Annotated in this window: 18 protein-coding genes and 1 pseudogene; 5 read left to right on the top strand and 14 right to left on the bottom strand. The window is 71.6% G+C overall.

The genetic code is table 11. The features are described 5' to 3' along the window. Positions 1-3,328: 3,328 nt before the first annotated feature. The 4 genes from ACFWP5_RS41510 to ACFWP5_RS41525 form a co-directional block, all read right to left on the bottom strand. Entirely contained in the window at positions 3,329-3,487 is a 159-nt protein-coding gene (locus ACFWP5_RS41510; RefSeq protein ID WP_200684736.1) for a DUF6760 family protein, read from the bottom strand. After that, positions 3,484-3,990: a hypothetical protein gene (locus tag ACFWP5_RS41515; RefSeq protein WP_384169436.1), complete on the bottom strand. Its 507-nt coding sequence runs from the start codon at positions 3,988-3,990 to the stop codon at positions 3,484-3,486. Before ACFWP5_RS41515 ends, ACFWP5_RS41510 begins: the two co-directional genes overlap by 4 nt. Beyond that, on the bottom strand, positions 3,990-4,433 hold the full coding sequence (locus ACFWP5_RS41520) for a phage tail protein (protein WP_327400579.1): 444 nt from the start codon (positions 4,431-4,433) through the stop codon (positions 3,990-3,992). The genes ACFWP5_RS41515 and ACFWP5_RS41520 overlap by 1 nt, the downstream gene beginning before the upstream one ends. 88 nt (positions 4,434-4,521) lie before the next feature. After that, positions 4,522-6,114 carry a phage tail sheath family protein gene (locus ACFWP5_RS41525; protein WP_384169440.1) on the bottom strand — a complete coding sequence of 531 codons (1,593 nt, stop codon included), beginning with the start codon at positions 6,112-6,114 and terminating at the stop codon, positions 4,522-4,524. A gap of 261 nt (positions 6,115-6,375) precedes the next feature. On the opposite strand from ACFWP5_RS41525, the gene ACFWP5_RS41530 reads away from it, so the two are divergent. Continuing rightward, positions 6,376-7,803: a hydrolase gene (locus ACFWP5_RS41530; RefSeq protein WP_384169444.1), complete on the top strand. Its 1,428-nt coding sequence runs from the start codon at positions 6,376-6,378 to the stop codon at positions 7,801-7,803. 45 nt (positions 7,804-7,848) lie between these two features. Here the strand turns inward: ACFWP5_RS41530 and ACFWP5_RS41535 are convergent, their stop codons facing one another. The 3 genes from ACFWP5_RS41535 to ACFWP5_RS41545 all read right to left on the bottom strand — a co-directional run bounded on the left by ACFWP5_RS41535 (position 7,849) and on the right by ACFWP5_RS41545 (position 11,450). After that, positions 7,849-9,858 carry an ATP-binding protein gene (locus ACFWP5_RS41535; protein ID WP_384169475.1) on the bottom strand — a complete coding sequence of 670 codons (2,010 nt, stop codon included), beginning with the start codon at positions 9,856-9,858 and terminating at the stop codon, positions 7,849-7,851. A 62-nt stretch (positions 9,859-9,920) separates the two neighbouring features. Next, positions 9,921-10,604, bottom strand: coding sequence for a DUF4255 domain-containing protein (locus ACFWP5_RS41540; RefSeq protein ID WP_384169446.1), 684 nt, complete (start codon positions 10,602-10,604; stop codon positions 9,921-9,923). 177 nt (positions 10,605-10,781) lie between these two features. After that, a complete protein-coding gene (locus ACFWP5_RS41545; protein ID WP_366092906.1) occupies positions 10,782-11,450 on the bottom strand; it encodes a LuxR C-terminal-related transcriptional regulator in 669 nt (222 codons plus the stop codon). A gap of 245 nt (positions 11,451-11,695) precedes the next feature. Here ACFWP5_RS41545 and ACFWP5_RS41550 point away from each other — a divergent pair, with 245 nt between their 5' ends. Then, positions 11,696-14,479 carry a LuxR C-terminal-related transcriptional regulator gene (locus ACFWP5_RS41550; protein WP_384169478.1) on the top strand — a complete coding sequence of 928 codons (2,784 nt, stop codon included), beginning with the start codon at positions 11,696-11,698 and terminating at the stop codon, positions 14,477-14,479. 11 nt (positions 14,480-14,490) lie between these two features. On the opposite strand, the gene ACFWP5_RS41555 is transcribed toward ACFWP5_RS41550, so the two are convergent. Continuing rightward, entirely contained in the window at positions 14,491-15,753 is a 1,263-nt protein-coding gene (locus ACFWP5_RS41555) for an alpha/beta hydrolase (RefSeq protein ID WP_384169449.1), read from the bottom strand. A 298-nt stretch (positions 15,754-16,051) separates the two neighbouring features. On the opposite strand from ACFWP5_RS41555, the gene ACFWP5_RS41560 reads away from it, so the two are divergent. Continuing rightward, positions 16,052-18,193 carry an AAA family ATPase gene (locus tag ACFWP5_RS41560; protein WP_384169452.1) on the top strand — a complete coding sequence of 714 codons (2,142 nt, stop codon included), beginning with the start codon at positions 16,052-16,054 and terminating at the stop codon, positions 18,191-18,193. 100 nt (positions 18,194-18,293) lie between these two features. On the opposite strand, the gene ACFWP5_RS41565 is transcribed toward ACFWP5_RS41560, so the two are convergent. Next, positions 18,294-18,848, bottom strand: a complete 555-nt coding sequence (locus tag ACFWP5_RS41565; protein WP_384169454.1) for a DUF3455 domain-containing protein — start codon at positions 18,846-18,848, stop codon at positions 18,294-18,296. 340 nt (positions 18,849-19,188) lie between these two features. Here ACFWP5_RS41565 and ACFWP5_RS41570 point away from each other — a divergent pair, with 340 nt between their 5' ends. Next, positions 19,189-20,232 carry a thaumatin family protein gene (locus tag ACFWP5_RS41570; protein ID WP_384169457.1) on the top strand — a complete coding sequence of 348 codons (1,044 nt, stop codon included), beginning with the start codon at positions 19,189-19,191 and terminating at the stop codon, positions 20,230-20,232. A gap of 78 nt (positions 20,233-20,310) precedes the next feature. Here the strand turns inward: ACFWP5_RS41570 and ACFWP5_RS41575 are convergent, their stop codons facing one another. Continuing rightward, complete coding sequence (locus ACFWP5_RS41575) at positions 20,311-22,206, bottom strand: sigma-70 family RNA polymerase sigma factor (RefSeq protein WP_384169460.1); 1,896 nt, start codon at positions 22,204-22,206, stop codon at positions 20,311-20,313. A gap of 215 nt (positions 22,207-22,421) precedes the next feature. On the opposite strand from ACFWP5_RS41575, the gene ACFWP5_RS41580 reads away from it, so the two are divergent. After that, a complete protein-coding gene (locus tag ACFWP5_RS41580) occupies positions 22,422-23,438 on the top strand; it encodes a thaumatin family protein (protein WP_384169462.1) in 1,017 nt (338 codons plus the stop codon). Between the two features lie 6 nt (positions 23,439-23,444). Here the strand turns inward: ACFWP5_RS41580 and msrB are convergent, their stop codons facing one another. The 4 genes and pseudogenes from msrB to ACFWP5_RS41600 all read right to left on the bottom strand — a co-directional run. After that, positions 23,445-23,852: a peptide-methionine (R)-S-oxide reductase MsrB gene (gene msrB / locus ACFWP5_RS41585; RefSeq protein WP_384169465.1), complete on the bottom strand. Its 408-nt coding sequence runs from the start codon at positions 23,850-23,852 to the stop codon at positions 23,445-23,447. Between the two features lie 13 nt (positions 23,853-23,865). Next, positions 23,866-25,254, bottom strand: coding sequence for a UDP-N-acetylmuramate--L-alanine ligase (gene murC / locus ACFWP5_RS41590; protein WP_384169469.1), 1,389 nt, complete (start codon positions 25,252-25,254; stop codon positions 23,866-23,868). Between the two features lie 122 nt (positions 25,255-25,376). Next, positions 25,377-25,850 carry an indole-3-glycerol phosphate synthase gene (locus ACFWP5_RS41595; protein ID WP_384169472.1) on the bottom strand — a complete coding sequence of 158 codons (474 nt, stop codon included), beginning with the start codon at positions 25,848-25,850 and terminating at the stop codon, positions 25,377-25,379. A 154-nt stretch (positions 25,851-26,004) separates the two neighbouring features. Beyond that, positions 26,005-26,436, bottom strand: a pseudogene (locus ACFWP5_RS41600) (dihydrofolate reductase family protein); the annotation flags it as partial. Positions 26,437-26,508: the final 72 nt, after the last annotated feature.

The raw sequence follows: 26,508 nt of genomic DNA on the forward strand, positions 1-26,508 counted from the left end.
GTGACTGGGAGGGAGGTGGGGTGTAGGGCGGGGGTGGGGTGGAGGGGGGTGAAGCGGGGGCGGCGACTGTGGCCGGGGGGGTGGCGGTGGGTGTTTTGGCGAGGGTGGGGCGGACTCGGTTCAGGGGAGAGGCGGCCGTGGGGCCGAGTGCGGTGGTGGCGGAGGCGTTGCGTTGGACGGTGGGGAGGGGGGTCGTGGGGGTGGAGAGGCTGTAGGTGAGGGGACGGGGTGGGGTGGAGAGGGGTCCGGGTCCGGGTGGGGTGGAGGCCGGGAGGGGGGTGTGGGGTGCGGGGGTGGAGAGGCGTAGGGGTACTACGGGTACGGCGGAGGTGCTGGGGGCTGTGGGGGTGCCTGGGTGTGCGGTGGCCCTGGGTAGTACGGGGCTGCCGGGGAGTGCGGGTGCGCCGGGTACTACGGGTGCGGCGGGCCTGTCGGGTGTCGTACGGCGGTGACGTTGCACGGGGGTGAAGGGCGATGAGGGTGCGGGGCGCTGCGCCGGGGGCGGTGTGCGGAGCGAACCGTTTGGGGGCGCCGGTGTGGTGGGTTCCTGTGTCGTGGAACGGGATGCGGTGAGCGGGGAGGCGGTGAGAGAGGGCGCGGTCGGGGAGAGCGCGGTGAGCGGCGGTGCGGTACGGGAGGTCACGCGGGGAGGGACCGGGCCGGTCAGAGTCGGCTTCGCGGCGCGGGGCGGTGCCGTGGTTGAGGGCGAGGGCCCGGCTGGGGGCGACAGCGGCATCACGGCTGAGGACGAAGTCAAAGCGGGCGGTCGGGGACCAGCCGAGGACGGAAGCGCACCCGGAGACGGGCTCGCAGCCGGGGCTGCGGTCGGCCGGTCCACGGTGGTCGGGTGCGTGGCGAGTGAGGGGGCGGTGGCCGAAGGGGTCTGCACGACCGGTACAGGCATACTCGGCGCCACACTTCGCTGGACCGCCAACCCCGGACCCGGTGTCACCGGAGCTGCCAGGCTGGCCGAAGCTGCGGTGGTTGAGGACGCGTCGGGCGAGGGGCCCGTAGCCAAAGGGGCCTGCGCAGCCGGTACAGGCATACTCGGCGCCACACTTCGCTGGACCGGCCGCCCTGAACCCGGTGTCACCGCAGCTGCCGCGGTGGTTGAGGACGCGGCGGGCGAGGGGCCCGTAGCCGAAGGAGCCTGCGCGGCCGGGGCAGACACACTCGGGGCGACGCTCCGCTGGATCATCGGTCCCGGACCCGGTGTCGCCGGGTTGGCCGGGGCTGCGGTCGGCCCGTGCACGGTAGTTGGGGGCGCGGCGAGCGGATGTGCGGTGGTTGGGTATGCGGCAGGCGCGGGCGTGGTGGCTGAGGGCGCGGTCGCCGGGGGCGGTGCGGACGTGTTGGGGGCGACGCTTCGTTGGATCGCCGGCCCGGGTCCCGCTGTCGGCCTCGAACCTGGTTCCGTACGGTGCCCAGTGCCGGCCGGCGGGAACGGCGAGCCGATGAGGGGCTTGGCGTCCGCGGGTGTGGCGGCGACCGGAGCGCCGAGGGGTGAACGGCGCCGGACGGGAGTGGGCGTCGCGGGAGCCGGAGAGTGGGGGGCTTGCGGAGGCGAGGGCGGGGCGGGTGTTGGCGTGCCTGCCGCCGGGGAGGGCGTGGGCGCCGGAACAGTGGGCGAATCACCTTGCGGGGCTGGGGTGTTGGGCATGGTGCCCTGCGCGGGGTGAGCGGCCGAACTGGGCATCGGCGGTACGGGCGTGGAGGGCTGCCGTGTCTCGCTCGGGCGCGTGGTGAGCGGGGCGCCGAGGGGGATGCGAGGCGGGCGGCGGGCGGCGCTGCGTTGGATCTGGGGTGCGGGAGGGGGCGTAGGACCGGGGGTTGGATCGTTTCCGGGATCGTCGGTCCGGGTGCGGGCGGAATCCGTCGGTCCTGCGAGAGGTGCCGGGGTGTGCGGCTCGGGCTGGGTGGTGCCGCCATCGCGTGGGGCGGGAGGCGTCGCGGCACGTTGTACGGGCATCGGTGCGCGGGAGGTGTTCGGTGTCGTCGCCTGCACCGGGGCAGCGGTCGCGGTCGGCGGCAACTCGGCCGACGGCGCAACGGAGTTCGGCATGGTATTCGGAGCCGTCGGGGCGGCGGTCGTCGTATCCGGCGTCGTGATCGCCCGCTGCACGCTGTCCGCCCCGTTCCCGGAGACGGGAAGCTCGCCGCCATGCGCGCCGGGGCGGCTTTCAGGCACGGTCGCGCGGGGGCCGACGGGTTCGTGACTGCCGTGTGCCGGAGTCGTCCGCGGTGTGCCCGAGCCGGTCGCCGGTCGTCGTTGCACGGCGGGCTTCACCTCACCGGGGCTGACGGCTGACCTGCCCGGAGTCGCCGGAACCACCTGCTCCGACTCCCCCACGCCACCGGCGGCCACGGCACGTTGCACCGCCACCGGCCCGGCTGCGTCCCCTCCGGTGCCGTGAGCACTGCCCGCCCGAGGAGGAACAACGGGAGGAACGAAGGGAAGCACAGGAGGGGTTCCGTCACCGGACTCGGACCGCACTCGCCGCACCGGGGCAGGCGAGTCACCGCCCGACTCAACACCCCTTTGGTTGCCAGCAGTTGACGCAGCCGCGGACGCGCCACCCTCGCCGCCGACCGAACCGTTTCCCGAACCACCCCCCACAGCCGCCGAGTTCCGCCGACCGACCAGCCGCCGCTGCACCGCAGCCGCACTCGACCTCGTCAACGACCCCGCCCCCGGCCGGAGCTGCTCCGACGACACCGCAGTCACCCGGATACCGGAAGCCGGACCCACCGCCCCGACCGACCCGCCCACCGGAGCCGAAGCCGTACTACGCGCACCCACGGACCCACTCGGCGCGAGAGGCGCAGCCCGCTGCACCACCGGACCGGACACCCCACGCCCCGCACTCGCACTCGCCCGCAACGGCACCACAGGCCCCTGCTGCGTACCCGACGCCCGCCCCGCCAACGGCAGTTCACCCGTAGACCGCCCAAGGCTCGGCACCGCCCGCGCCGGCGCCGCAGGCCGCGAGGAACCCGCGATCCGGGCACTCCGCTCCGCGTCCAGCACCGCTCGGAACCCCGTGCCCGTGAACGACGGGTTCTGCCACGTGGGCAGACGCGCGCCGAACCCGGCGTCGGCAACTCCGGTTCCCCCGACGCCGGAAGCCCGCTGGATCGGCGGCAGCCCCGGCCAGGCGGCCAGGGCCACCGCAGGAGCCGTAGAACCAGAACTCACAGGACCTGCGGAGTCACCCACCTCAGCAGAACCCCGAACCTCGCCAACTCCCGTCCCATCCCCGGAGTTGGCGTCCCTACCGGCGGCAGGCCCGTCGGCCCGCCCCCGCAGCCGGTCCAAGAACCCCACCGCTCAGCCCTCCGCCCCGGACCGTGTCACCAGGGACGCGATCTCGCCCGTGTAGCGGCGGCGGTCGTGGTGTTCGAGGTCCAGGATGTCCTCCAGGCTCCAGTGGAAGTGGTAGGCGACGTACGCGATCTCCTCGTGCAGCCGGTCGGTCGCGTACGTCACGATTCCCCCAGGCGGCTCCCGCCGAGCTCCACTTCGAAGGGTTCCGCGCAGTGCGGGCACTGAACTGCCGCGCGGGTGTGGCCTTCCGCGTTGATCTGGCGGTAGAAGTCCTGGAGGAAGGCGAGGTCGGAGGCGAACATGTTCTCCACGATCCCGTCGTGGACCATGGGGACGGTGCCCAGCCTCGTGATCACCCGGCCGAGCAGCACCACCGACAGGTACGCCGGGTTCTCCTGCACCCGGACGTCCCGCAGCGGCACCAACTCGTCGCGTGCGGTGGCCAGTCGCATCACACCGTCCTGGTGGACGGTGCCGGACTCGTCGACGTAACCGCGCGGCAGTTGGAAGGGGAACTCGGTCCGCAGCGTCTGCCGTACGGCCGGAGCGGGCGCCGAGGCCGAGGCGACCGGAGCCGGGGCCGGTATCGGCCCCGCCCCCACCTCGGCCGCCGTCTCCGCACCCGCACCCGGCGCAGCCACCGCCGCAGCCGCCGAACGCCTCATTATTCGATGACCAGTTCTTCGAACACGATGGTCACGGACTCGGTGAGGGCGGCGGCCTCGCCCGCCTTCACCGTGCTCGCGTCGATCTTGCTGCACCAGGCGTTGCGCAGGTGGTAGCGCTTCACCGGGTTGTTCTGGAAGTCCATCATGATGATCGACGCGTTCTTGCGCGCGGTGGTCATCTGACCGGAGATCGACTCGTTGATCCACTGGGTGAACGAGGCCGACTGGGTCATGCCGCGGATGACCGTGCAGGTGCCGTTCTTCTTCACGCCCGGCATGTTCTTGACCACGTTCTGGCCGTTGGGGGTGTTCTGCTGGTACGTGATGACGTCCTGCTCGATGCTGAGGCCGCTGACCTCCGCGAGGTACTCGACCATCACGCCGTCGATCTGCAGGCCGAAATTGTGTGAGGTGAGGGCGTCACCCGGCTGGAGACTCATGAATTCGCTGTCCTTCTAGGGGTGTTGAAGACGACCTGAGGAGATGACGACCTGGAGAAAGGACGACCTGGAGCGGCGGCGGGCTCGCCTACTCCTCCAACTCCCCGCTGCCGCTGGAGAACTGAGCCAGCCGGAAGATCACGAACTCGGCCGGCTTGACCGGCGCGATGCCGATCTCGCAGACGACGCGGCCGACGTCGACGGACTCCGGCGGGTTGGTCTCCTCGTCGCACTTGACGTAGTACGCCTCCTCCGGCCGCTGGCCGAACAGGGCACCGCTGCGCCACTCGTTGACCAGGAAGGCCGAGATGTTGCGCCGGATCCGCGCCCACAGGGCGTGGTCGTTCGGCTCGAACACCACCCACTGGGTGCCGATCAGGATCGACTCCTCCAGGTAGTTGAAGTACCGGCGGATGTTGAGGTAGCGCCAGGCCGGGTCGGAGGACATGGTGCGGGCGCCCCAGACGCGGATGCCGCGGCCCGGGAAGGCGCGGATGCAGTTGACGCCGATCGGGTTCAGCAGGTCCTGCTCGCCGCGGGTGATCTGCGTTTCCAGGTCGACCGCGCCGCGTACGACCTCGTTGGCGGGCGCCTTGTGCACGCCGCGCTCGGAGTCGTTGCGGGCCCAGACGCCGGCGATGTGGCCGCTCGGCGGGATCAGCCGGGACTGTCCGCTGGACGGGTCGAAGGTCTTGATCCACGGGTAGTACAGGGCCGCGTACTTGGAGTCGTAGCCGGCCGTCTCCTGTCGCCAGACCCGGATCTGACGGGCGTTCAGGCTCGGCGGCGGGTCGATGACCGCGACCCGGTCGCCCATCAGCTCGCAGTGCGCGATCATGCCGAGCTGGACCGCCTTGACGGCCTCCAGATCGATCGCGCCGCGCTGGTAGGCGGCCATCAGGTCGGGCACCGCGACCATGGAGATCTCGTCCACGGCCTCCAGGCCGCCGAAGCCGGTGCGGTCGGAGGAGTCACCGAGGTAGGTGGCCGGACCGGGATGTGACGCGGTGTCACTTCCCTTGCCGGGTACGGCGGGTGCGACGGGAGCGGAGGCGGGCGCGGTGAGGGCGACCGTCTGGTTCCCCGGGCGGGCCAGCTGCGCGGCGGGCGCGGCCTCGGCCACGGCGATGAGCTTGGACCGCTCCTTGACCTGCGTGACGACGTAGTTGCGGCCGCCCTTCTTGGCGGTCACGTCGAAGCTCTCGACGTCCTTGCCGGCGTCCTTGACGATCAGCCGGAACCGTTCGGCGGGCCCTTCGCCCTCGGCGTCGGCCACCTCGACGCTCAGGTCGCCGGGCGCCAGAGCGGTCACGGCGAACGTGCCGAGCTGGGCGGGCTCGCCCGCCGGCAGCGCGGCCGGAGCGGCCGAACCGGCGACGGCGGACGGGGACCTGGTCTCCGCGGAGGTGCCCTCGGCGGTGCCGCCGACGCGGACGACATAGGCGGCCGAACCACCGTTGTTGAAGAAGCCGTAGACGGAGTGAGCGAGGTAGTACCCGTCGGTGAACTCACCGAAGGCAGCCACGTACTGCGTCCAGTTGGTCACCAGGGTCGGCTCGTTCAGCGGACCGGTCGGGGCCAGGCCCACGAAGGCCGCCACCGAGGTGCCCACTCCCTCGATCGGGCGCGAGCCACTGGCCACCTCCTCGACGTAGACGCCGGGCGACAGATAGGACGGCATGCTCTGCTCTCCTCGGGGTACGAGACAGGACGCCCTCAAGCGTCACGCGCGCGACCCGGCCGCCGAAACGTCCCCGAGTGCCTGCCTTGGGGCAACTTCCTTGCCCTCAGGGGCAGTCCGCAGCAGGGACGGAGGCCGCGGACTGCGGCGGACGCCGTCGCCTCAGGGGCAGTGACGGGTTTGACGGGCGGCCCTTTTGGGCAACTGCTGTTGCCCCGGCGACTCCTGACGCGGTCTCACCATCCGTCGTAGCGTCGGCATATGAGTCTGTGGACCTCCCTGGAGCCCGCGTCCGCGACCGTCGATCCCGGTGGCAGTACCCGCGTGCGGCTGCGGCTGCGCAACACCGGCGACGTCGTGGACGAGTACCGCTTCGAGCCGGTCGGGAGCATCGCGCCCTGGACCGCTGTGGAGCCGCAGACGCTGCGGCTCTATCCGGGCACGACGGGGACGGTCGACCTGACGTTCGCGCCGCCGCGCACCCCGGACGCGACGGCGGGCCCGAACCCGTACGCGGTGCGGATCACGCCGACCGAGCACCCGGAGGCCGTCACCGTCCCCGAGGGCAATCTGACCATCACCCCGTTCACGGAGGTGCGGGCGGAGCTGGTGCCGCCGACGGTCAAGGGACGTTTCCGCGGCCGCCCCCAACTCGCCCTGGACAACCTCGGTAACACCAAGCTGACGGCGTCGATCAGCGGCAGCGACAACGGCGACCAACTGTCGTACGACATCCATCCGGGCAACGTGCAGATCGAGCCGGGCCGGGCCGCCTTCGTCAAGGCGTCCCTGAAGCCGCGGAAGATCATCTGGTTCGGGCCGAAGGAGCAGCGGCCGTACACGCTCACCGTGCAGCGGTCCGGCGCCAATCCCCTTCCCGTGGAAGGGACTTATCTCCAGCGCGGGTTCCTGCCGCGTTGGCTGGCCACCTTCCTCGGTGTCGTCACCGCGCTCGCCGTCACCTTCGTCATGCTGTGGATCGCGTACAAGCCGCCGGTGAAGACCTCCGCCACCGAGCAGCTCAAGGACGCGGGCGTCAGCACGCTCGCGCCCAGCCCCACCCTGAGCGCCGCTCCCCCGCCGTCGCCCGCCGCGACGAGCGCGCCCCCGGCGGCCGAGACCTCGACGGCCGCCGCGGCGGGTGGCGGGTCGGGCGGCGGCTCGGGAGACTCCAAGCCGTCCGCCAAGCCGAAGCCCGTGACGGCGGCGACGGCGGTGAACAAGCTGGCCGCGCAGGACTCCGGACGCCATGTCTGCTACCGGATCTACATCGGGGGCAAGGGCTGGCAGTCCCCGGAGTGCGACGGCGCCACGGCCGCCACCTCCACCGACGACGAGCAGATCCTTTCCCTGAACATCGCGGTCTCCGGGGCCGCCGGTTCGGCCGCCAACGCCTTCATCCACGACCCCGCGTCGACCAACGGCTACGGCAAGTACCAGCCCTCGGGATGGACCGACAACATCGCCGACGGCAAGGACAACTACATCGGCATCGCGAAGCCGGGCGCCGCGTACGTCACGGGCTTCGCGAACAACATCGGCAGTGGTCAGCTCTGCTGGATCGTCCGCAGCTCCGGCTGGGGCTGGGACCCTCAGGGGTGCACCAAACCGCGGCCCGCGTACGGCTTCGCCGGCACCCTCGACAACGCGCACTGGCTGGTGGCCGTCAGGCTGACGGTGCCGAACTGATCGCTGGTGACCGACAGTTGTTGATCGACCCGCGAGGCGGGGCGGCTACCAGGTGCCTTCTCCAGGCACCAGCCGCCCCGCCTTGCGGTATTCACGGCGGGCCCCTTCGAGGAGATCCGCCGCGGACACCGTGTCCCCGCGTCCGGCGGCGAGGTAGGCGGCGGTGACGACGGCGCTGCGGATGGAGCCGCCGGCCAGCTCGAACTCCTTGGCCAGCGGCGCCAGTTCGAGGTCGGGCACGCTCGGCACATGGGTCAGCCCGTGCCGCCACAGGGCGAGTCGCTGTGCCGGGTCCGGGAACGGGAAGTCGACGACGAGGTCGAGCCGCCGGGTGAACGCCTCGTCGATGTTGGCGCGCAGGTTGGTGGTGAGCAGCGCGATCCCGTCGAAGGACTCCAGCCGTTGGAGCAGATAGGCGCTCTCCATGTTGGCGTACCGGTCGTGCGAGTCCTTCACCTCGGACCGCTTGCCGAAGACGGCGTCGGCCTCGTCGAAGAGGAGCACGGCGTCGGTGCGGTCGGCCTCCGTGAAGATCCGTTCGAGGTTCTTCTCGGTCTCGCCGACGTACTTGTCGACGATCGACGACAGCTGAACCACATAGAGATCCAGGCCGAGTTCGGCCGCGACGACCTCCGCCGACAGCGTCTTGCCGGTCCCGGACTCCCCCGCGAACAGGCCGAGCACGCCACGCCCCCGGCCGCCGCCCGCGCTGAGCCGCCAGTCGCCGAGGACCCGGTCGCGGTGCCGGGCGCGCAGGGCCAGTTCGTGCAGCTGGGTCAGGGACCGGTCGGGCAGGACCAGGTCCCGCCAGTCGACGGCGGGCCGGATCCGCCGGGCGTGCTGTTCGAGCCCCGACGCCGACTGCTGCCGTGCCGCGAGCCGCAGATGGGCGGCGCTCATCGGGGTGCCGTCGAACGCGGCGAGCCCGCGGGCCGCCCGGGCGGCGCGCGCGATGCGGTCGGCGCCGAGATGGTATGGCGCGACGGTGGCCCGTACGTCGAAGCCACTGCCCTCGCCGACGGCGTCCGTCCAGGCCCGCACCGCCGCGGCCCGCTGCCGGGGCGCCTCCAGGATCAGCGGATCGCTTTCGCACCACTCCGGGTCGTACGGCCGCGCACCGGCGATCACCACGGAGACATCGGTGGCGGCGGTCAACGCCCTTACCAGCGCGCCGGGTTGATCGGACAGTCCACTCACGACGACCGTACGACCGCCCAGCCGGGCCTCGCGCAGCAACTCCGGCACCCGCTCCACGGGGCCGGAGTACCGCACGGCGGCCACACCCGCCGCGTGCAGCGCGTTCGACACGCACACGAGCCCGTCGCCTTCGTGACGCTCCCTCAGATATACGGCGAGGGGCGGACCTTGGGCGAGCAGCGTGCCCAGCCGGTCCACGAAGCCGGTGAACTCCTCGTCTCCGCCCGGCTCTTGTCCGTCGTACGACACGCTCGGCACCGGCAGCGGGTGAAGGTGCCCGGTGAGTGCCGCGTCCGGGGTGTCGTCGCCGAGCAGATGGACCACGACCCGGTCCGGCACCCGCAACGAGCGGCTGAGGAAGGGGCGTTCGGGTTCCTCCACGGTGAGCAGACCGAGGGCGGACAGCGGGGCCGTGGGACGGAACCGGGCCCGGCCGTCCGCCTGGTGCGCGGGTACGCCGCACAGGTCCAGGGCGAGTCCCACGGTGGCCCGGCGGCGGCTGACGTCATCGTTGAGGTAGCCGTAGAGGGACTCGAAGGTGCGGTCCAGGTCGGGGGCGAGGGCGGCGAGGAGGAGGGCGGCGTCGAGGTCGGTCAGGTGCAGGGCGGCGAGCCGGTCGGCCGGGCCGTGTTCCAACTCCGGTGCGGGCGGGGCCGGTTCCGGGGAGCGCAGCAGCAGATGCCGTACCGCCTCTTCCTGGAGGTACAGGCCGCGCAGCGGGTCGGTGGCCGTGGGGTCGGCGGCGGAGCGCAGGTCGACGAGCAGGGCGACGCGCTCACGGAGGTGGCCGAGCCGGGCGAGGAGAGCGTCGGTCTCCGGCTCGGCGGCGAAGGGCGACATGGTGTCCGCGACGGCCATGTCGACGTCCCCCGCCTGGTCCGTCACCGTGATATCGACGTCCCCGGCATCGTCCGTCACGGTCATGTCGACGTCCCCGGCGCCCTCTTGCGCCGAGCGACCTCGCGGGCCTCCCGTACCGCCGCCACCTGGCGCGGGCGGTGGGAGCGTTCCTCCGGGCCCGGCTCGGTGCCGTCGAGGCCGCCGATGCGGACCGCCGCGCCCTCTGTGACGGGCGGGCCCGCGTCGTACTCGGGGTAGGCCGGGAAGGGCGCGGTGACCACGAGGTCGAGGGACGGCTTCAGTTCGCCGCCGAGGGCGGACCAGATCTCCGCGAGGGACCGCGACTCGGTCTGGATGCCGGCCACCGAGATCGGCACGCTCAGGCCCAACTCGCCCAGCGAACCCGGAAGTTCGGAGGGTGCGAGCATCTCACGCGGGATCAGGGTCGACAACACGGCGGACAGCAGCCGGTGTTCGTCCTGCGGCCGCTTCGTCCACGCCGTCACCAGGTACGACAGCCGGAACCAGCGCGGCGGCTGGCGGCGCTTGACGACCACGTCCCGCTCGTCGCGCACGGCGACATGCCCGCGCTGACGCCGGTGCACGTCCTCCCGGATGTCGTACAAGTAGGTGTTGATCGTGGGGGTGTTGCGGCGGGCCGCCCAGTCGCGGGTCGGGGCGTCGAAGGAGACCTCGATGCCCGAACCGGCCAGTGCGCCGCCGCCGATCAGGTCCCCCAGAACCTCGTCCACCTCGTGGATCACCGCCGAACTCCCGCCCTGCCGTGCTGTCGTGCCCCGCGGTACGCGTCGGCGCCCGATACGCCCCTGTCGGCCGTCCCCCGATCGTGCCGTCCGAACCGCCCGTCCCCGCAAGCACCTTGGGGACGGGGGCAGGGCACCGCATGTTGCCCGCGTGTCCGGCTTCGAGTGCCCGTTCGGTCAGATGTAGCCTTCCCGAAGGGCATGCGCCACGGCGTGCGCCCGATTGCGCAGATGAAGGCGTGTGGTCAGCCCGTGCATGACGTTTTTGACGGTGCGTTCGGAATAGGAGAGCTTGCTGGCTATCTCTCCGGTGTCCAGCCCCTCGGCGACCAGCCGCAGGACGTCCACCTCACGCGGCGAGAGCCCCGAGGGATGGACTCCGGACCGGCCAGCCGCGCTGCGATGCAGCGTCCCCACCTGTTCGACGAGCCTGCCGATCAGATCGGCCGGCAGGTCACCGTCCCCGCGCGCCGCGGCGACCACGGCCTGCACCAGGCGCTGCGCGGTCGCCTCGCCGCGCCACACGATGGCACCGACCCCGCACTCGATCACATCGAGCAACTCGGCCTCGCGCAGCGCCCCGACGACGAGCACGGCCCGCCCGCCCTCGCTGCGCACGAGACGGCGCAGCCGGGTGAGCGCGGTCTCGTCGAGGGTGTCGGCGATGAACAGGGCCACTCTGCCGGGGCCGGTGTCGTTCTCCTCGCGGAGGTCGATCTCCGGGTATCTGCGCAGCTGGCTGAGTGCTCCCTCGCGGGAGATCGGGTCCGGGGCGTGCACCGCCACGGGTATCCGGTCGCCGGAGTCGGCCGTACCGGGGTGTGCGGGCCGCGATGAGCTGAGCAACGTTCTCCCTCGAATCCACATCCACATACGTGCCACCCCAGTTGCGCTGGTGGCGGCCGTGTACTCCTCACCCTCACGGGGCGGGTGGGGCGCGCGCAATCGTGGAGCACCACGAGGAGCACCACGAGATCGGACGTACGGCGGACCACGGCGAGTGAGCGACACAGACGGCGGAAGCGACCGGCACGACGGGTACGACGGACACGAGGAGGGCCGCGATGCCGGGGACCACGTCTGACGCCGGAATGTCCGCGATACCGCCCGAACACCGGGACGCGACACGGCTGTTGGCTGCCGAGGCCGCGTGGGCCCGGGCCGGTGCCGGCCGGCTCGTGCTGCTGCGCGGGGCCACCGGGACGGGCCGTACCACTGTGCTGGAGGCCGCCGTAGCGGATGCGGAGGCACACGGCATGCGGGTGCTGCGGGCCCGCTGTTCGCCCCGCGACCAGGCGGTTCCGTACGCCACCGTCCTGCAACTGATGGCCCCGGTACCGGAGTTCGGGGACGCGGCGGTCGCTGGGGACGAGCGGGCGAGCGCCGATCTGTTCCGGCGGGTGCTGCGCTCCTACGCAGACCGGGCACCGCTGCTGATCGCCGTGGACGACGTCCATCTGGCCGACCCGGCCTCGCACCGCTGGCTGGTCGAGTCCGCCCGGCACGTCGACCGATTACGGATCCTGCTGGTCGCCACGGAACGCAGCCAGTACGACGTCGATCCACCGGCCCCGGGCCTGACCCACACCCTGTCGCCCGCCCTGGTCCGCACCCTCACGCTGGCCCCTCTGACCACGAACTCGGCTGCCACGCTGGTGAGTTCGGTCCACGCGGACGCCCCCGCGCCGTGGATCGACGACTGTGTACGGGCCGGCGCAGGCAACCCGCTGCTGCTGCGGGCCCTGCTCGACGACCTCGGCGCCGGCCGGCATCCGACCGTGCCGGAGACGTCCGCCGCGCTGTACCCGGGCGCGTATCCGGCCGCCGTGTCCTGGTGGTTGGACAGCGCGGGCCCGGCCACCGGCGAGGTCGCCCGGGCCCTGGCCGCGCTCGACGAGGGGTGGGACGGGGACGTACCGCCGGAGCCTCCGGGCGGACACGGCACCTTGCCCGTCGACGAACTGGCCGCGGTGATCGCCGAGTTGGCCGGTGCCGACCCGGCGCGGGTGGCCGGCTGGCTCACCGCGATGAGCGGTCTCGGGGTGTTGCGCCCCGACCCCGACGGGCGTCCGCGCTACGCGCATCCACTCCTGCGGGACGCGGTGCTCACCGGCGTATCCGCGGCCAGACGGCGGGCCGCGCACGCGGCGGCGGCCGAGACGATGCAGCGCCACGGTGTCTCCCCCGACACGGTCGCCCGGCAGTTGCTGCTGTCCGACCCGGTGGGCGAACCCTGGACGTCGGCCGCGCTCCAGGAGGCGGCCTCGCTCGCGCTGCGCGACGGCCGCACGGCCGACGCCGCGGCCTTCCTGCGCCGGGTCCTGGAGGAGCCGCTCCCGGACGCCCGCAGACAGCGTCTGCTGACCGAACTGGGCTCTCTGGAGTACCGGGCGCAGGCGTCCTCGGCCGGCATCCCCCGCCTGAGCGAGGCGCTACGGCTGCCGGGGGCGCCGCAGGACACGGTGCGCGCGGCGGTCGCGCTCGGTACGGCGCTGGCCGGCCGGGGCAGGACCCTGGCCGCCGTGGACGTACTGCGCACGGTGGAGGACGAGTTGACGGACCGTCCCCAGCTGATCCGCACCCTCCAGACCGCCTCGGTGCTGCTGTCCGACCAGGACCAGACGGTGCGGAAGGAGGTGTACCGGTGGCTGTGCGACGCCGCCGAGCACGCGCCGGAGCTGGTCGGTACGGCCGGTCACGCGCTGGTCGTACGGCATGCGGCCACGGCCGGGCTGATCTCGGCCGCGGAGGCGATGCGGCGACTGCGGGCGCTGCTCGCGCAGCCCGCCGATCCGCTGACCGAGCCGTTCCTGATCGGCACGGCCGCGGCCGTCGCCCAGTGGGCCGACGAACTCCCGGAGGCCGAACGGCTGGTGGAGCGCGGCCTGGTGGGTCAGCGTCCCGACCTGCTGCACCCGATGCACGAGGCGCTGGCCAACGTACGGGCCGACATCCTGGCCGCCCGCGGCGAGCACGCGCGTCTGCTGGCGGAACCGTGTGCGCGTGACCGGGCGCGCGGCGGGCCCTCCAACCGGCAGGCCCACGTGCTGCTGGCGCTCGTGGCGACCGGCGAGGAGGCGCGGGCCGTACCGCTCGCGGACGGTTTCGATCTGCGGTCCGCGCCCGATTCCTGGGAGTTGAACCGCTTTCTCTACGCGCGCGGAGTGCTGCGCGCCGCCACCGGTGACACGGCGGGCGCGCTGCACGACTTCCTGGAGTGCGGGCGCCGTCAGTCGGCCCGTGAGGTGGTCAGCCCGGTCGTCACCCCGTGGCGCACGGCCGCCGCCGAGTGCCGTCTCGCCCTCGCCCGCCCCCGGGAGGCCATCGCCCTGGCCGAGGAGGAGCTGCGGCTGGCCCGGGTGTGGAACACGCCCCGCACGGTGGGCCGTTCACTGCGCGTCCTGGCCGCGGCGACCGGCGGCCGGCGCGGTCTGGAGCTCGCGGAGGAGGCCGTACGACTGCTGCGGGACGGGCCGGTGGGGACGGAGGCCGAGTTGGTGTCGGCGCTGATCGCGCAGGGGCGTGGGCTGACCTCGGTCGGGGACCGCGGTCGGGCCCGGGCCTGTCTGCGGGAGGCCGCGGAGCGCGCCGAACGCCTCGGCGCGACCCGTCAATGGGCCCTGGCCGAGGAGGCGTTGGGCGAGAGCGGTGCCCGGCGTTCGGCGCCCGCCCGTACCGGTTCCCGGTCGCTCACGACCAGTGAGCGGCGGATCGCCGAACTGGCCGCCGACGGCCGGACGAACACCGAGATAGCCGATCTGCTGCACCTGGCCCGCCGCACGGTGGAGACCCATCTCACCAGTTCCTACCGGAAGTTGGGCATCCGGCGGCGGGGCGAACTGCCCGGGACGCTGGGGCGTACGAACGGGCAGTGACCCGCTGTCCGCTACTTGCGCGTGCCGGCGGTCGGCTTGGGCTCGGTGCCCTCCGCGCGTACGGTGCTGTTGCCCTTCTTGGGGACGTGCCGGGGCACGACGTCCTGGGGGAACGTGAGTTGCTGGTTCATCCACTTCAGGGAGGCGGGCATCTCCCGCACCCAGGTGGGGAAGTTGTGGCTGCCCGACTCGGGCAGGATCGACGCGACGCGCATGGGTGCCTTGACGGCCTTGATGAAGGCGAGTGTCTGCGGATAGCCCCGCTCGCCGTGCTTGCTGTCGGCGACCAGGACGGAGACCTGGGGTACGGGCAGGTGCTTCAGCCGCCACATCAGGTCGTGCCCGTTGACCCGGTTGACGCGGCCGAGTCCGCTGCCGAAGAGATTGCCGGTGGTGGGGTCGTCCTTGACCCTGTAGTCGGGCGAGAGAGCGGCGGCCGTCGTGTACACGTGCGGGTTGCGCATCGTCAGCTGAAGGGCGCAACTCCCGCCGGAGGAATAGCCCATGACGCCCCAGGCGCTGGCGTCGTGGCCCACCCGGTAGACGGACTTGAGGGCCTGCGGAAGGTCCTTGGCGAGGAAGGTCTCGGTCTGCGGTCCCCCGGGGACGTTCACACACTCGGTGTCGCGCGGCGGGGCGATCGTCGGCCGGATCATCACCATGATGGTCGGCTGCATCTGCCCGCTCTTCTGCAGCTGCCCGGCGGTCTGCGACACCCGCAGGTACTGCGCGAGGTTGAAGATGCTGCCCGGGTAACCGCTGAGCGCGACGACGACGGGGAAGCGCTGGCGCGCGTACGCCTTCTGGAAGTACTGCGGCGGCAGGTAGACGAACGCCGGGTCGACCACTCCCGTACGGCGGCCGATGACCTTCACGGACTCCACGCGTCCGTTCACCGCGGGATCGCCGGTGGGCAGTCCGCTGACCCGGCTCAGCTGCTCATCACCGGCGGGCTGCACCAGCGCCCCCTTCACGGAGACACCGCCGGCCGTGCCGTCACCGTTGTGGTCGGCCGCCTGGGTCACGCCGACGGGGGCGGTGTCGACGTTGCCGAACAGCTCGCCCCACGATCCGAAGAACTGGTACGAGGAGTTCAGCCAGCACGCGAACGCCGCGATGATAGTGACCTGAGTCACTCCGATGGCTGCCAGCCGCCCGAGCACCTGCCGCACGCCCGCATTGGCGAGCCGCGGCCACACCCAGACCAACAGCGCCACGCAGACGACAGCCACGGCCGCCACCACATAAACGGTAGTCTCGCTGGTCAAACCCATGCCACTCAGTCCCCGGTTTCCTTGCCTGTGCTGTTTCCTTCACACAGAAGGAGGGCTACGGACCCTTCTGCGTTCCTCAACGAGCACGAATAGGACAAAGAAGCGGGTCCCTACGGGTTTCCACGGACGGCCCCCTCCCAGGTTTACGGCGCCCCGCCGACGGCCGGCCGGCATCTCTCCGGCGATCGGTCGAGCCGTCCGTCCGTCATCCGTAAGGTCGCGCCGTGCTCCGTCGTCCGGCCCGACCCGGTAGGTTTCGCAGCGGTCCGAAGCGGTCGACTCCGGGGAAGGGAACGACATGGCGAAGGACGATTCCGCCCTGCGGTCCGGCCACGGCGACGACAACTCGGCGAACGGGCACGGCAGATCGGCCGGAAACGGCCGACTGGCCGACAGACTGGCCTCCGCCCGCTTGCAGAATTTCGTCGGCAGACAAGAGGAACTCGCCCTCTTCCGGCGGGCGTTGGCCGGCGAACCCGGCTCTCCGATGGTCATCGTGCTGCACGGCCCGGGCGGCATGGGCAAAAGCGCGCTGCTGCAACGCTTCGCCGCGGAGGCACGCGCCGCGGGCCGGCCGGTCGTCGGCGTCGACGCCCGTACGGTCGAGCTCTCGCCGTCGGCCTTCGAGGAGGCGACCGCCGAGGTCTTCGCCCAGGACAACGCTGTCCTGCTGGTCGACGACTTCGAGCGCTACCGCGACATGGAGGAGTGGATACGCGACCGCTTCCTGCCGCGGTTACCTGCCGGAGCCCTGGTCGTCGTCGCCGGACGGCACGCCCCCGACCCCCTCTGGAAAGCGGACCTCGCGTGGAGCGAGGTCCTCCAGGTCGTGCCCCTGAGGGAGTTGGGGCCCGTGGACGCGGCGGCGCTGCTCACCTCGCAGGGCGCCGACCCCGCGCTGCACGCGTCTCTCCTCCGGTTCGCCGCGGGCCATCCGCTCGCCCTGCGCCTGGTGGCGGAGGCCGCGACACACGACAACTCGTCGACGGACGAGGTCTTTTGGGCCCCGCTGCGCACGGTCGTCGACCGCCTGCTGACCCACATGCTCGGCAGACCGCCCTCGCCCGCCCACCGGCGCGCGCTGGAGGTGTGCGGCCATGTCGCGGACACCACCGAGGAGTTGCTGCGCGTGGCACTCCCGGACGAGGACGCCACCGAACTCTTCGCCTGGCTACGGCAGTTGTCGTTCATGAAGTCCGGCCCCTTCGGGGTGTGCCCCTACGACGTCGTCCGTGACGCCCTCGACAGCGACTTCCGCTGGCGCGACCCGGAACGCTACAAGGCCATGCACCGCACCATCCGCCGCCACCTGGTGGAGCGGGTGCGCGACGCACCGGAGAAGGAAGCCCTGCGCGCCGCCCGCGAGTTCAACCACATCGTCTCCAGGGCCCAGTGGCTGAGGGAGTTCCAGGGCGCCCGGGACGAGGCCGCCGTCCACGAGCAACCGATGCGCCCGGAGGACGCCCCCGCGCTGATCGAGCTGACCCACAAGGTCGAGGGCGAGCGCAACGCCCGCATGGTCTCGTACTGGTTGAGGCGTCAGCCCGAGGCGTTCCACGTGCACCGGCGCTGCGACACGGGTGAACTCCTCGGATTCATGGCCTGGTTGCGGATCGACGGGCTCGACGACGAGACCCGGGCGGCCGACCCCGTGCTGGCGGAGGCGTGGGAGCTGGTCTCCGCGATGACGCCGCCGCGCCAGGGTGAACACCTCGGTGTGGCGCGGTTCGTGGTGCACGAGGAGAACCATCACCGCCCCTCGCGGTCGTGGGACCTGGTGCGGATGCGGATCGTCTTCGAGTCGCTGCGCGCCAAACACTGCGCCTGGTCCTGTTTCGTCAGCGCCGAACCGAAGTTCTGGGCGCCGCTGATGACGTACCTGGGCATGTTCCAGCCGCCCCGCCGGGCCGTCCACGCCGATCGCGGGTACGGCCTGTTCTGCCACGACTGGCGGGCGGCGCGGGTGGAGGAGTGGGCCGAGGAGATCGACGCGCGCCTGCTCGGCGGGGCACCGGCGGTGGCGGCCGGGAAGCCCAAGTCCCGTGTCTCACCGCTGAGTCGGGAGGAGTCGGACGCCGCCGTCCGGGAGGCGCTGCGCGGCTGGCTCGACCCCGGCGGACTCGCCGACAACCCACTGCTGCGCAGCCGGCTGGTGGAGGAACTCGGCGAGGGCGACCCGGTCACCGCGCTGCGCGACCTGATCGGCAAGGCCGTACAGCGGCTGAACGCCCATCCCCGCACCCGGCATCTGCACGACGTACTGACGCTGACGTACCACTCGACGTCCACGCAGGATGCCGTGGCACGGAAGCTCAACATGGCGTTCAGCACCTACCGCCGGCATCTGGCCCGCGCCCTCGACGAGGTGCGGGAGACGGTGTGGGACTGGGAGACGCACGGCCGGATCAGGGCGGAGCAGGAGCCGTCGCAAGGGAGTTGAGGGGGCGTCCGCGACAGTTCCGGCGAGCGCACGGCAGTGGTCCCCGCGAGATCTCTCAGGGCCCCTCGGGAGCCACTGCCGTAGCCGCCTGCCGAATGGCTTACTTGGCGGGCTTGTAGAACGCGTACGTGGCGGTGTACTGCACGCTGACCTGGTCCGTGCCGGTGCAGGCGGTGGTGGGAGCGACGCCGCCGCTCGTGCCCAGGCGCTGGACGTAGGAGACGTCGGCGAAGACCCCGGTGCCACGGGTGGCGGTGGCCTTCAGCAGCAGCTCGGGGATGGTGCCCGTCTTGGGCGAGTTGGCGATCGCGGAGCCGTTGACCGCGCTGCCGTCCACCGTGGACACCCACACCGGGCCGCGGGAGTGCAGGGCGACGGGACGCTTGGTGCGGTCGTTCTTGGCCCACAGGGTGGCGGCGGGCTCCAGCAGCGTCCAGGCGCTGTTGGTGCAGGTGTAGGTCTGGACGCCGGCGGCGGAGAAGACGCCGGTGAGCGTGTTGCCGTCGGGGACCTTCAGCGCGTCGGGCACGGTGACGCCGAGGCGGACGGGCGGCTGCGGGGTGGCGGCCTGGCCGACGGTCGCGCTCACGAGCGCGCCGGCGGCCACGGCGGTGACGGCCGCGGTGGTGAGGATGAGACGTTTGGCGATCTTCATCGGTGTGTCTCCAGAGCAATTTCTGAACAGGGTCGCGGGTATCGGGGTCGCGGGTGTCCGGACTCCCGGGCCGATCAGATGATCTTCGGCCCCGCTGCCGCAATGTACGGGGGATTACTCGCGGCCGGGTTGCCACCTTCTGATCGACTTATGACCAGCACTGCTCACCTGGTGCGTATTGCCGGCCCCGTTTCCGTTGTCCGGCAGGACGTGTGTCGGTCTCCTCTACGGAAGACTCCGCCGACCGGATCGCCGCGCGGCGGAGCGTGGGAACGGACAGGAGTGTTGAGACATGCCTCGTTGCCGGTTGTCCATCCGCCGACAAGGGCGCGCACGATCCGTGGCGGGCCACCGCCGTGCGCCCCGCCCGCCCCGCCCGGTACGCGGACAGGTGGGCCTGGCCGCCGCGGTGCTCCTGACCTGCCTCGCCGTGGTGACCGGCGTACTGATGGCCCAGGCACGGACAGGAACCCCATCGGGAGGGCAGAACGTCGCGGGTCCGCCGTCCGCGCACAGTACGGCGACCGCCGACACCCCACGCCTCCCTGGACCGTCGTCGGCGACGACGCCGTCATCGCCGCGGGCCACATCCTCGCCGTCGCCCACTCCTGACGTACGGAAGTCGTCCGCCGCCACTGCCTCACCGTCCCGCGCGGGCCGGCAGCCGACAGCCGCGCTCCCCGGCAAGCGGACCGTCACCCTGGTCAACCGCCTCGATCAGACGATCTGGCCCGCGATCGCCGCGGACCCCAAACACCCTGTGGAGGCCACGGGTTGGGTGCTGCGGCCCGGGGCCAGCCTGAGTTTCACCGTGCCCGACCAGTGGGACGTCCGGCTGTGGGCGCGTACCGGCTGCTCCTTCGACGCCGCAGGCAACGGCCACTGCCTGACCGGCGACTGCGGCCGTTTCCAGTGCGGATCGACCTGGGGCGAATTCCCCTCCACGCTGGCCGAGTTCAACCTGAACGCCTGGAACGGCATGGACTTCTACGACGTCAGCCTGGTGGAGGGCAACAACCTGCCGATGTGGATCAACAGTTACGGCGGTTCGTCCCACGACAAGATCGACGCGAACGGATGCTCCGCCGCCGGATGCGCCCGGGACGCCAACGCGAGCTGTCCCACCAAGCTGCAGCGCGTCCGGGGCGGGCGTGTCGTGGCGTGTCTGAGCGCCTGCCTGGTGTTCAAGACGGATCAGACCTGCTGCACGGGCGCCTACGCCGCGCGGCCCAAGTGCGTCCCCTCGTCCTGGCCCGTCGATTCGGCGGCCGTGTTCAAGAAGGCGGAGCCCTTCGCCTACTCCTACGTCAACGACGACGCGACCAGCGTGCTCACCTGCTCAGGAGAGTGCGGCTACCGCGTGACCTGGGGAGTGAGCCCATGAGTCCGCGGTGCCCCTGACCACGGCACGGACACAGGGTGGGCACCCGGCCCGTCGGACCGGGCGCCCACCCTCTGTGCGTCAGCCCGCCGCCTGGAACGCGCGCCCGGCCGCGGTCGTCGTCGTACCGTCCGTGAAGAGCCCACTGCTCGGCTTCGACGCGTCCGCGCCCAGCCCGAACCACGCGTAGCGCTGCACATAGGGCAGGCCGTCCAGCGCCTTGGTCGACGCGGTCACGAAATCCGCCTGTTGTTGCGCGGACGGGAAGCGGGTCCCCTGGGAGAAGTCGATCAGCGCGTACTCGGTGAGCCAGATCGGCTTGTGGTAGCGCTCGTACACCGCGGCCAGGTACGACTTCAGCTGCTCGACGGCCTGCGGGGTGCGGAAGTCGCCGCCGTACCAGTGCAGCGTGATGAAGTCGACCCGGTACCCCTTCGCCTCGGCCCCGGACATGAACCGGTCCAGCCAGCCGCCCGCCGTGTCCCCGCCGTAGGCGACCGCGGGGCTGCCCAGGATCTTGCCCGCCGCCATGAGCTTGGGCCACAGCTGCAGCGCCTGCTCGACCGTCATGTTCGACTGCTGCGCCATGTCCGGTTCGTTGAACCCCAGCAGGTACGGCCCGTACTCCCGGGCCTGGGCCAGCGAGGAGTCGGTGACGGACTTCGCTCCCCAGATCATGGGAACGAACGAGCCCGACGAGGGCGTCGTGACGCCGGAGTGCTGCGTGGACCAGGTGTAATACCAGCTCGCCCCGCTCGCGGCGAGCGCCTGACTCACCCCGCCGAACGACCACACCCCGACCCCCTTCTTGGCACCGGAGGCTATGTGGACGGGGGCGGCGGCGGTGTGCTTCGAGGGAGAGGGACTCGGCTTGGCCTTCGGCGTCGGGGACACGCTCGGCGCAACCGAGGGAGTGGGAGCGGGAGTTGGGCTCGACGAGGCGCTGGACACCGGAGCGGGCGATGCCGACACCGCAGCCGTCGTGGCGGAGGAACCCCCCGTCAGCCGGGGCGCGACCAGCGCGGCCACCACGGCGACGGCGACCGCCGCCGAACCACCCACCACCTGCTTGCCCATACGACCGGACCGGCGCCCGTGCCGCCGACGCGGACCCCGATGCGGAGACTCCGCTGAAGGCTCGGCGGGCGAGGCCGAACTGCCGCTCCCCATAACGGCGTTCAGCACCCGGGCCGGATCAAGCCCCGCAGGCACTGCCACCAGCGGAAGCCCGCTCAACAGCCGGTCCATCGGAAGCAGCCCCGTGTCCAGCCCCTGGCACACCCCGCACCCACGGATGTGACGGGCAAACCGCTTGCGCCACAAGGCACTTGGCGTGCCGTCCCACGTCGAAGCCGTCTCCTCCAGCTCCGCACAGCGCGGCGCGGCCACCAGCGCCCGCACCACCACCCGCGAGACCTCCATCTGCTTCTTCATCCGCTGCACCCGGACCGAGGCGTGCCGGTCGGACAGCCCCAACGCACCGGCGAGTTCGGCGCGTTCGAGTTCGCCGGTCTCCTCCAGCCACCACAGGGACAGCAGTTCCTGGTCGTCCGGATCGAGCCACCGCGTGGCCTCGACGACCTCTCGGCGCTGCTCGGTCAACCCCAGCCGCAGGATGGTCAGTCCGGCGAAGTCGAGAGCGGGGTCGGTGATCGCCTCCGCGTCCTCCAGCTGCGCCCTGCGGTCCCGGTCCGCGGCCCGCACCTGCTCACGGTCCCGTACCTGCCTGATCGTGATGGCCACCAGCCACGACCGGAACGCGGCGGGATCCCGCAGCTTCGGCAGCCCCCGCACCATGCGCAACAGCGTCTCCTGTACGACGTCATCGACATCGGCGTGACCGTTGAGGGCCCGGCCGACGATGTTGTAGACCAGCGGCAGGCACTGCGTCAGCAGCTGGTCCAGGGCCTGCCGGTCACCCGCGCACGCGGCCGTCACCACGCCCGCGTCGGGTCCACTCCTGGGCTTCTTGGGCATCTGGGTTCGTTCCTCCGCGTGTGGTCCGGCCGTGACGGCACCCCCGGTCCGGAACCGGACCGCGAGCACGCCCCTGATACGGAGACCGCCGACGCACGCAAGGACAACACAAAAAATCGGCCGGTCGGCCGGAAATTTATGTTGTCGAGCAGCCGCCGAGAAGGTCACCGATAGGCAGGACCGCATCCGGAGAGCATCAGGAAGGCGCGAGGACGATGGCACGAGGACGCAGAAGACACGGCGCGGGACCCCAGCGACACCGCCGCCGCTGGTGGTACGCAGCGGCAGCCGCCCTCGCGACGACCGCGACCGTACTCATCGCCTACGGCGCGTGGGCACCGTCCGGAACACAGAGCACCCGCACGACGGCCCACCAGGACACGGCCGCGCGCCCGTCCGCGTCCCGAAGCACCTCTCCCTCGCCCAGCCACAGCACCTCGGCTTCTCCCTCTCCTTCGGCCTCTCCCTCGACCAAGGCCAAGGCATCGAAGAAGAGCACCCGCCCACCGACCACCGAGGCGGACGCACCGACACAGCAGCAATCCTCGACAGCCCCCGCCGGCAAACGCCTGATCACGGTCGTCAACCGCACCCCGAAGACGGTCTGGGCGATCGTCACCAACACCGCCGTCTACCCGGCAGGCCGCCAACTCGCCCCGGGCCAGAGCCTGTCGGTGACCGTGGCGAACAACTGGGGCGGCCGTATCTGGGGCCGCACGGGCTGCACCTCCACGGCCGCCGGCCACTGCGCGACCGGCGACTGCACCAGCGTGTGCGAGGGCGCCAACCCGCCCACCACACTGGGTGAGTTCACGTTCGACGCGTACGCGGGGATGGACTTCTACGACGTGAGCATGGTCGACGGTTCGAACCTGCCGATGTACATCAACATCTCGCACACCACGACGGTCGACCCGGTCAGTTCCTCGGGCTGCTACAAGGGCGTCTGCACCTCGGACGTCGCCTGCCCCACCGCGATGCGGGCCACGTCAGGCGGCCAGGTCGTCGGCTGCAAGCCGCCCTGCGCGGCCTTCGGCGGGGACACGTACTGCTGTCGCGGCGCCTGGGCGGGCCGCGACAACTGCGTCCCCGCGAAGTGGCCGGTCGACTACACCCAGGTCTTCAAGCGGGCGGCCCCCTACGCCTACTCGTACGCCTTCGACGACGGGGCGACGATGCCGTGCAAGGGGGCCTGCTACTACAAGGTCACCTTCGGGACGACCGGCTCGTGACCGTGGTCACTCGCCTTCCGGAGCCAGCCGCAACGAGATGGAGTTGATGCAGTACCGCTGATCGGTCGGCGTGGCATAGCCCTCACCCTCGAAGACATGCCCGAGATGCGACCCGCACCGAGCACACCGCACCTCGGTGCGCACCATCCCGTGCGTGCGGTCCTGGATCAGCTCGACCGCGTCGGTGTCCTTCGGGTCGTAGAAGGACGGCCAGCCGCAGTGGGACTCGAACTTCTCCGTGGAGGTGAAGAGTTCGGCGCCACAGGCCCGGCAGGAGTAGACGCCCTTCGTCTTGGTGTCGGTGTACTCACCGACGAAGGCGGGCTCCGTGCCGGCCTGCCGCAGCACCGCGTACTCGGCCGGGTTCAGCTCCGCGCGCCATTCCTCGTCCGGCTTTTCGACGTCGTACGACATGAAGCTCAGCCCCTTACTTCGCGAGACGGTCCAGGATCCGCGGGCCGAGGTCTGTCACATCGCCCGCTCCCATGGTGAGAACGAGATCACCGGGCTTCGCCATTCCCGCGACGGCCTCGGGCACGTCCGCCTTGTCGTGGACGGGCGTCACGTCGGCGCCCGCGGCGCGCGCGGCCTCGATGATCAGGTCGCTGGTGACGCCGGGGATCGGGTCCTCGCGGGCCGGGTAGATGTCCAGGACCAGGGACGCGTCCGCGAGGGCGAGGGCCTGGCCCATCTCCTTGCCGAGTTCCTGGGTGCGGGAGAAGAGGTGGGGCTGGAAGACGACCAGCAGCCGCGCGGAGGAGGCCGCCGCGCGCATCGCCTCCAGGTCCGCCGACATCTCCGTGGGGTGGTGGGCGTAGGAGTCGATCACCTGGACGCCGGCCGCCTCGCCCTTGAGCTGGAGGCGCCGCTTCACGCCCGTGTACGCGGCGAGCGCGGGCGCCAGTTCCCCGGCGGGGATGCCGAGCGCGACGCCGGCGGCGAGGGCCGCGACCGCGTTGCCGGCGTAGTGCCGGCCGGGGACCGAGACGGTGAAGGTGAGTTCCTCGCCGCCCAGGAGGACGGTCACCTCGCTCTTCAGGCCCTGCGCGACGACGGACAGGATGCGGACGTCGGCGTCCTCGGACTCGCCGTACGTCACCACCTTCACCGAGCCGGACACCCGTCGGGTCAGCTCCCGCGCGCCCGCGTGGTCCGCCGAGATCACCAGCGTGCCGTCCGGCACGATCCGGTCCGCGAAGGTCTGGAAGGACTCGTAGATCTCTTCCATGGACGCGTAGTTGGCGTGGTGGTCGAGTTCTACGTTGAGGACGATCGCGACCTCGGGGGCGTACTTGTGGAAGCTGCGGTCCGATTCGTCCGCCTCGGCGACGAAGATCTCGCCGTCGCCGTGCAGCGCGTTCGAACCCGGGGCGTCCAGGTCGCCGCCGATCGCGTACGACGGGTCGAGGCCCAGCTCGGTCAGCGACACCGCGAGCATCGAGGTCGTGGTCGTCTTGCCGTGCGTGCCGGCGACGGCGATCGGGCGCAGGCCGTCCATCAGGCGGGCCAGGGCGTCCGAGCGGTGGACGACCGGGATGCCCAGCTCGGCCGCGCGTGCCAGCTCGGGGTTGTCCTTGCGGATCGCCGACGACACGACCACGCAGGTGGCGTCGTCGGCGAGGTGCTCCGCCGCGTGTCCGATGTGCACGGCGGCGCCCAGGGAGCGCAGGGCGTCGGCGGTCGCGGAGTCCTTGGCGTCGCTGCCCGCGACCTTCGCCCCGCGCTGCGCCAGGATCTTGGCGATCCCCGACATCCCGGCCCCGCCGATGCCGATGAAGTGCGGTCGGTCCATGGCGGTGGGAAGGCCGGGTGCCATGTGTGTCTCCCTGTGCGTGCGTGCTCGTACGACTGATTACGGCTGATTCGGCGGATGTTCAGCGGCAAGCCTATGCGGTGCCACTGACAATCACGGACACCCGTCGGCCGTCCCGCCGACCGCTACTCCTTGCTGTGCGAGAACAGCTTCAGCACCGGTACGCCGACCTTGTGACGGGCGCGCGAGGCCCAGTCCCGGTGGAAGAACTCCTCCACGTAGTGGGGATCGGTCAGCACGATCACCTCGTCCGCGCCGGTCTCGTCCACCAGGGTCTTCAGCGCGTCCAGCGGGTGGTCCTCGATGAGCCGCCCCTGCGCCTCGCTGCCGGCCGCGTGCAGGGCCGCCAGGGACACCTCCAGAGCCTGCGTGCCGAGTGCCGCCGCGTCCTTGCCCTCCGGGGTCTCCCGCTCGTGCGCCGCCTCGTCGAGTTCGCCGAGGGCGACGTCGTCGATGGCCCGCAGCAGGCGGTCCGCCTGGTCGCCGCGGGGCTGGAGCAATACGTGGAAGGAGACGGACTCGTCACCGTGCAAGGTGGTGACGAACTCCACGTCGGCGGACGTAAGGGCCTTCTCGATCATCAGTACGCTTGTGAACACCAGGCGCCCCTTCTCCTTCGAGGACCCGCGGGCCCTCTCTCCTCCGTGGGCCGTCCAGGCCCTGCGGAAACCATCCTGCCCCGTGATCGCACGGGTACTGCCGGATTTAGTGTGCCCGTCGAAAACCAAACGGAACGGATCATTCCGCCCGTTCTCAGGACCGACGGTAGCGACCGAACAGGAACCCGGCCTCTTCCAGCAGGGACACCAGTTCGAAGCGATGGGGAACCTTAACCGACGGCCCTCCGGAGATCCGCTGCGCCTCCCCCGCCACGAGCATCGGCGAGAGGGCCAGACACAGCTCGTCGAGCACTCCGGCGGCCACGAACTGCCCCAGCAGCCGCGGCCCGCCCTCGGTCAGCAGCCGGGTGTGCCCCAGGCCGGCGAGCGCTTCCACGGCCCGTGCGGGCTCCACGCCGGCGCCGTCACCGGCGACCACCACCCGGGCGCCCGCCATCTAGGCGGCCGCGACCCGGTCCGGCCCCGCCTGGGCGCCCGTCAGGATCAGAGACGGCACCAGGGGCGAGGCGAAGAGCGGAAGCGAGAAGTCCAGGTCGAGGCTCGCGGTGACGACCGCGATCGCGGGGGTCCGAGCACCGCGCCTCGCTGGAAGAGGCGTACATGGAGCTCAACCGGGATGCCGTGCAGTACCGCGGCG

It is taken from the genome of Streptomyces sp. NPDC058469 (assembly GCF_042721125.1).
Lineage (GTDB): Bacteria > Actinomycetota > Actinomycetes > Streptomycetales > Streptomycetaceae > Streptomyces.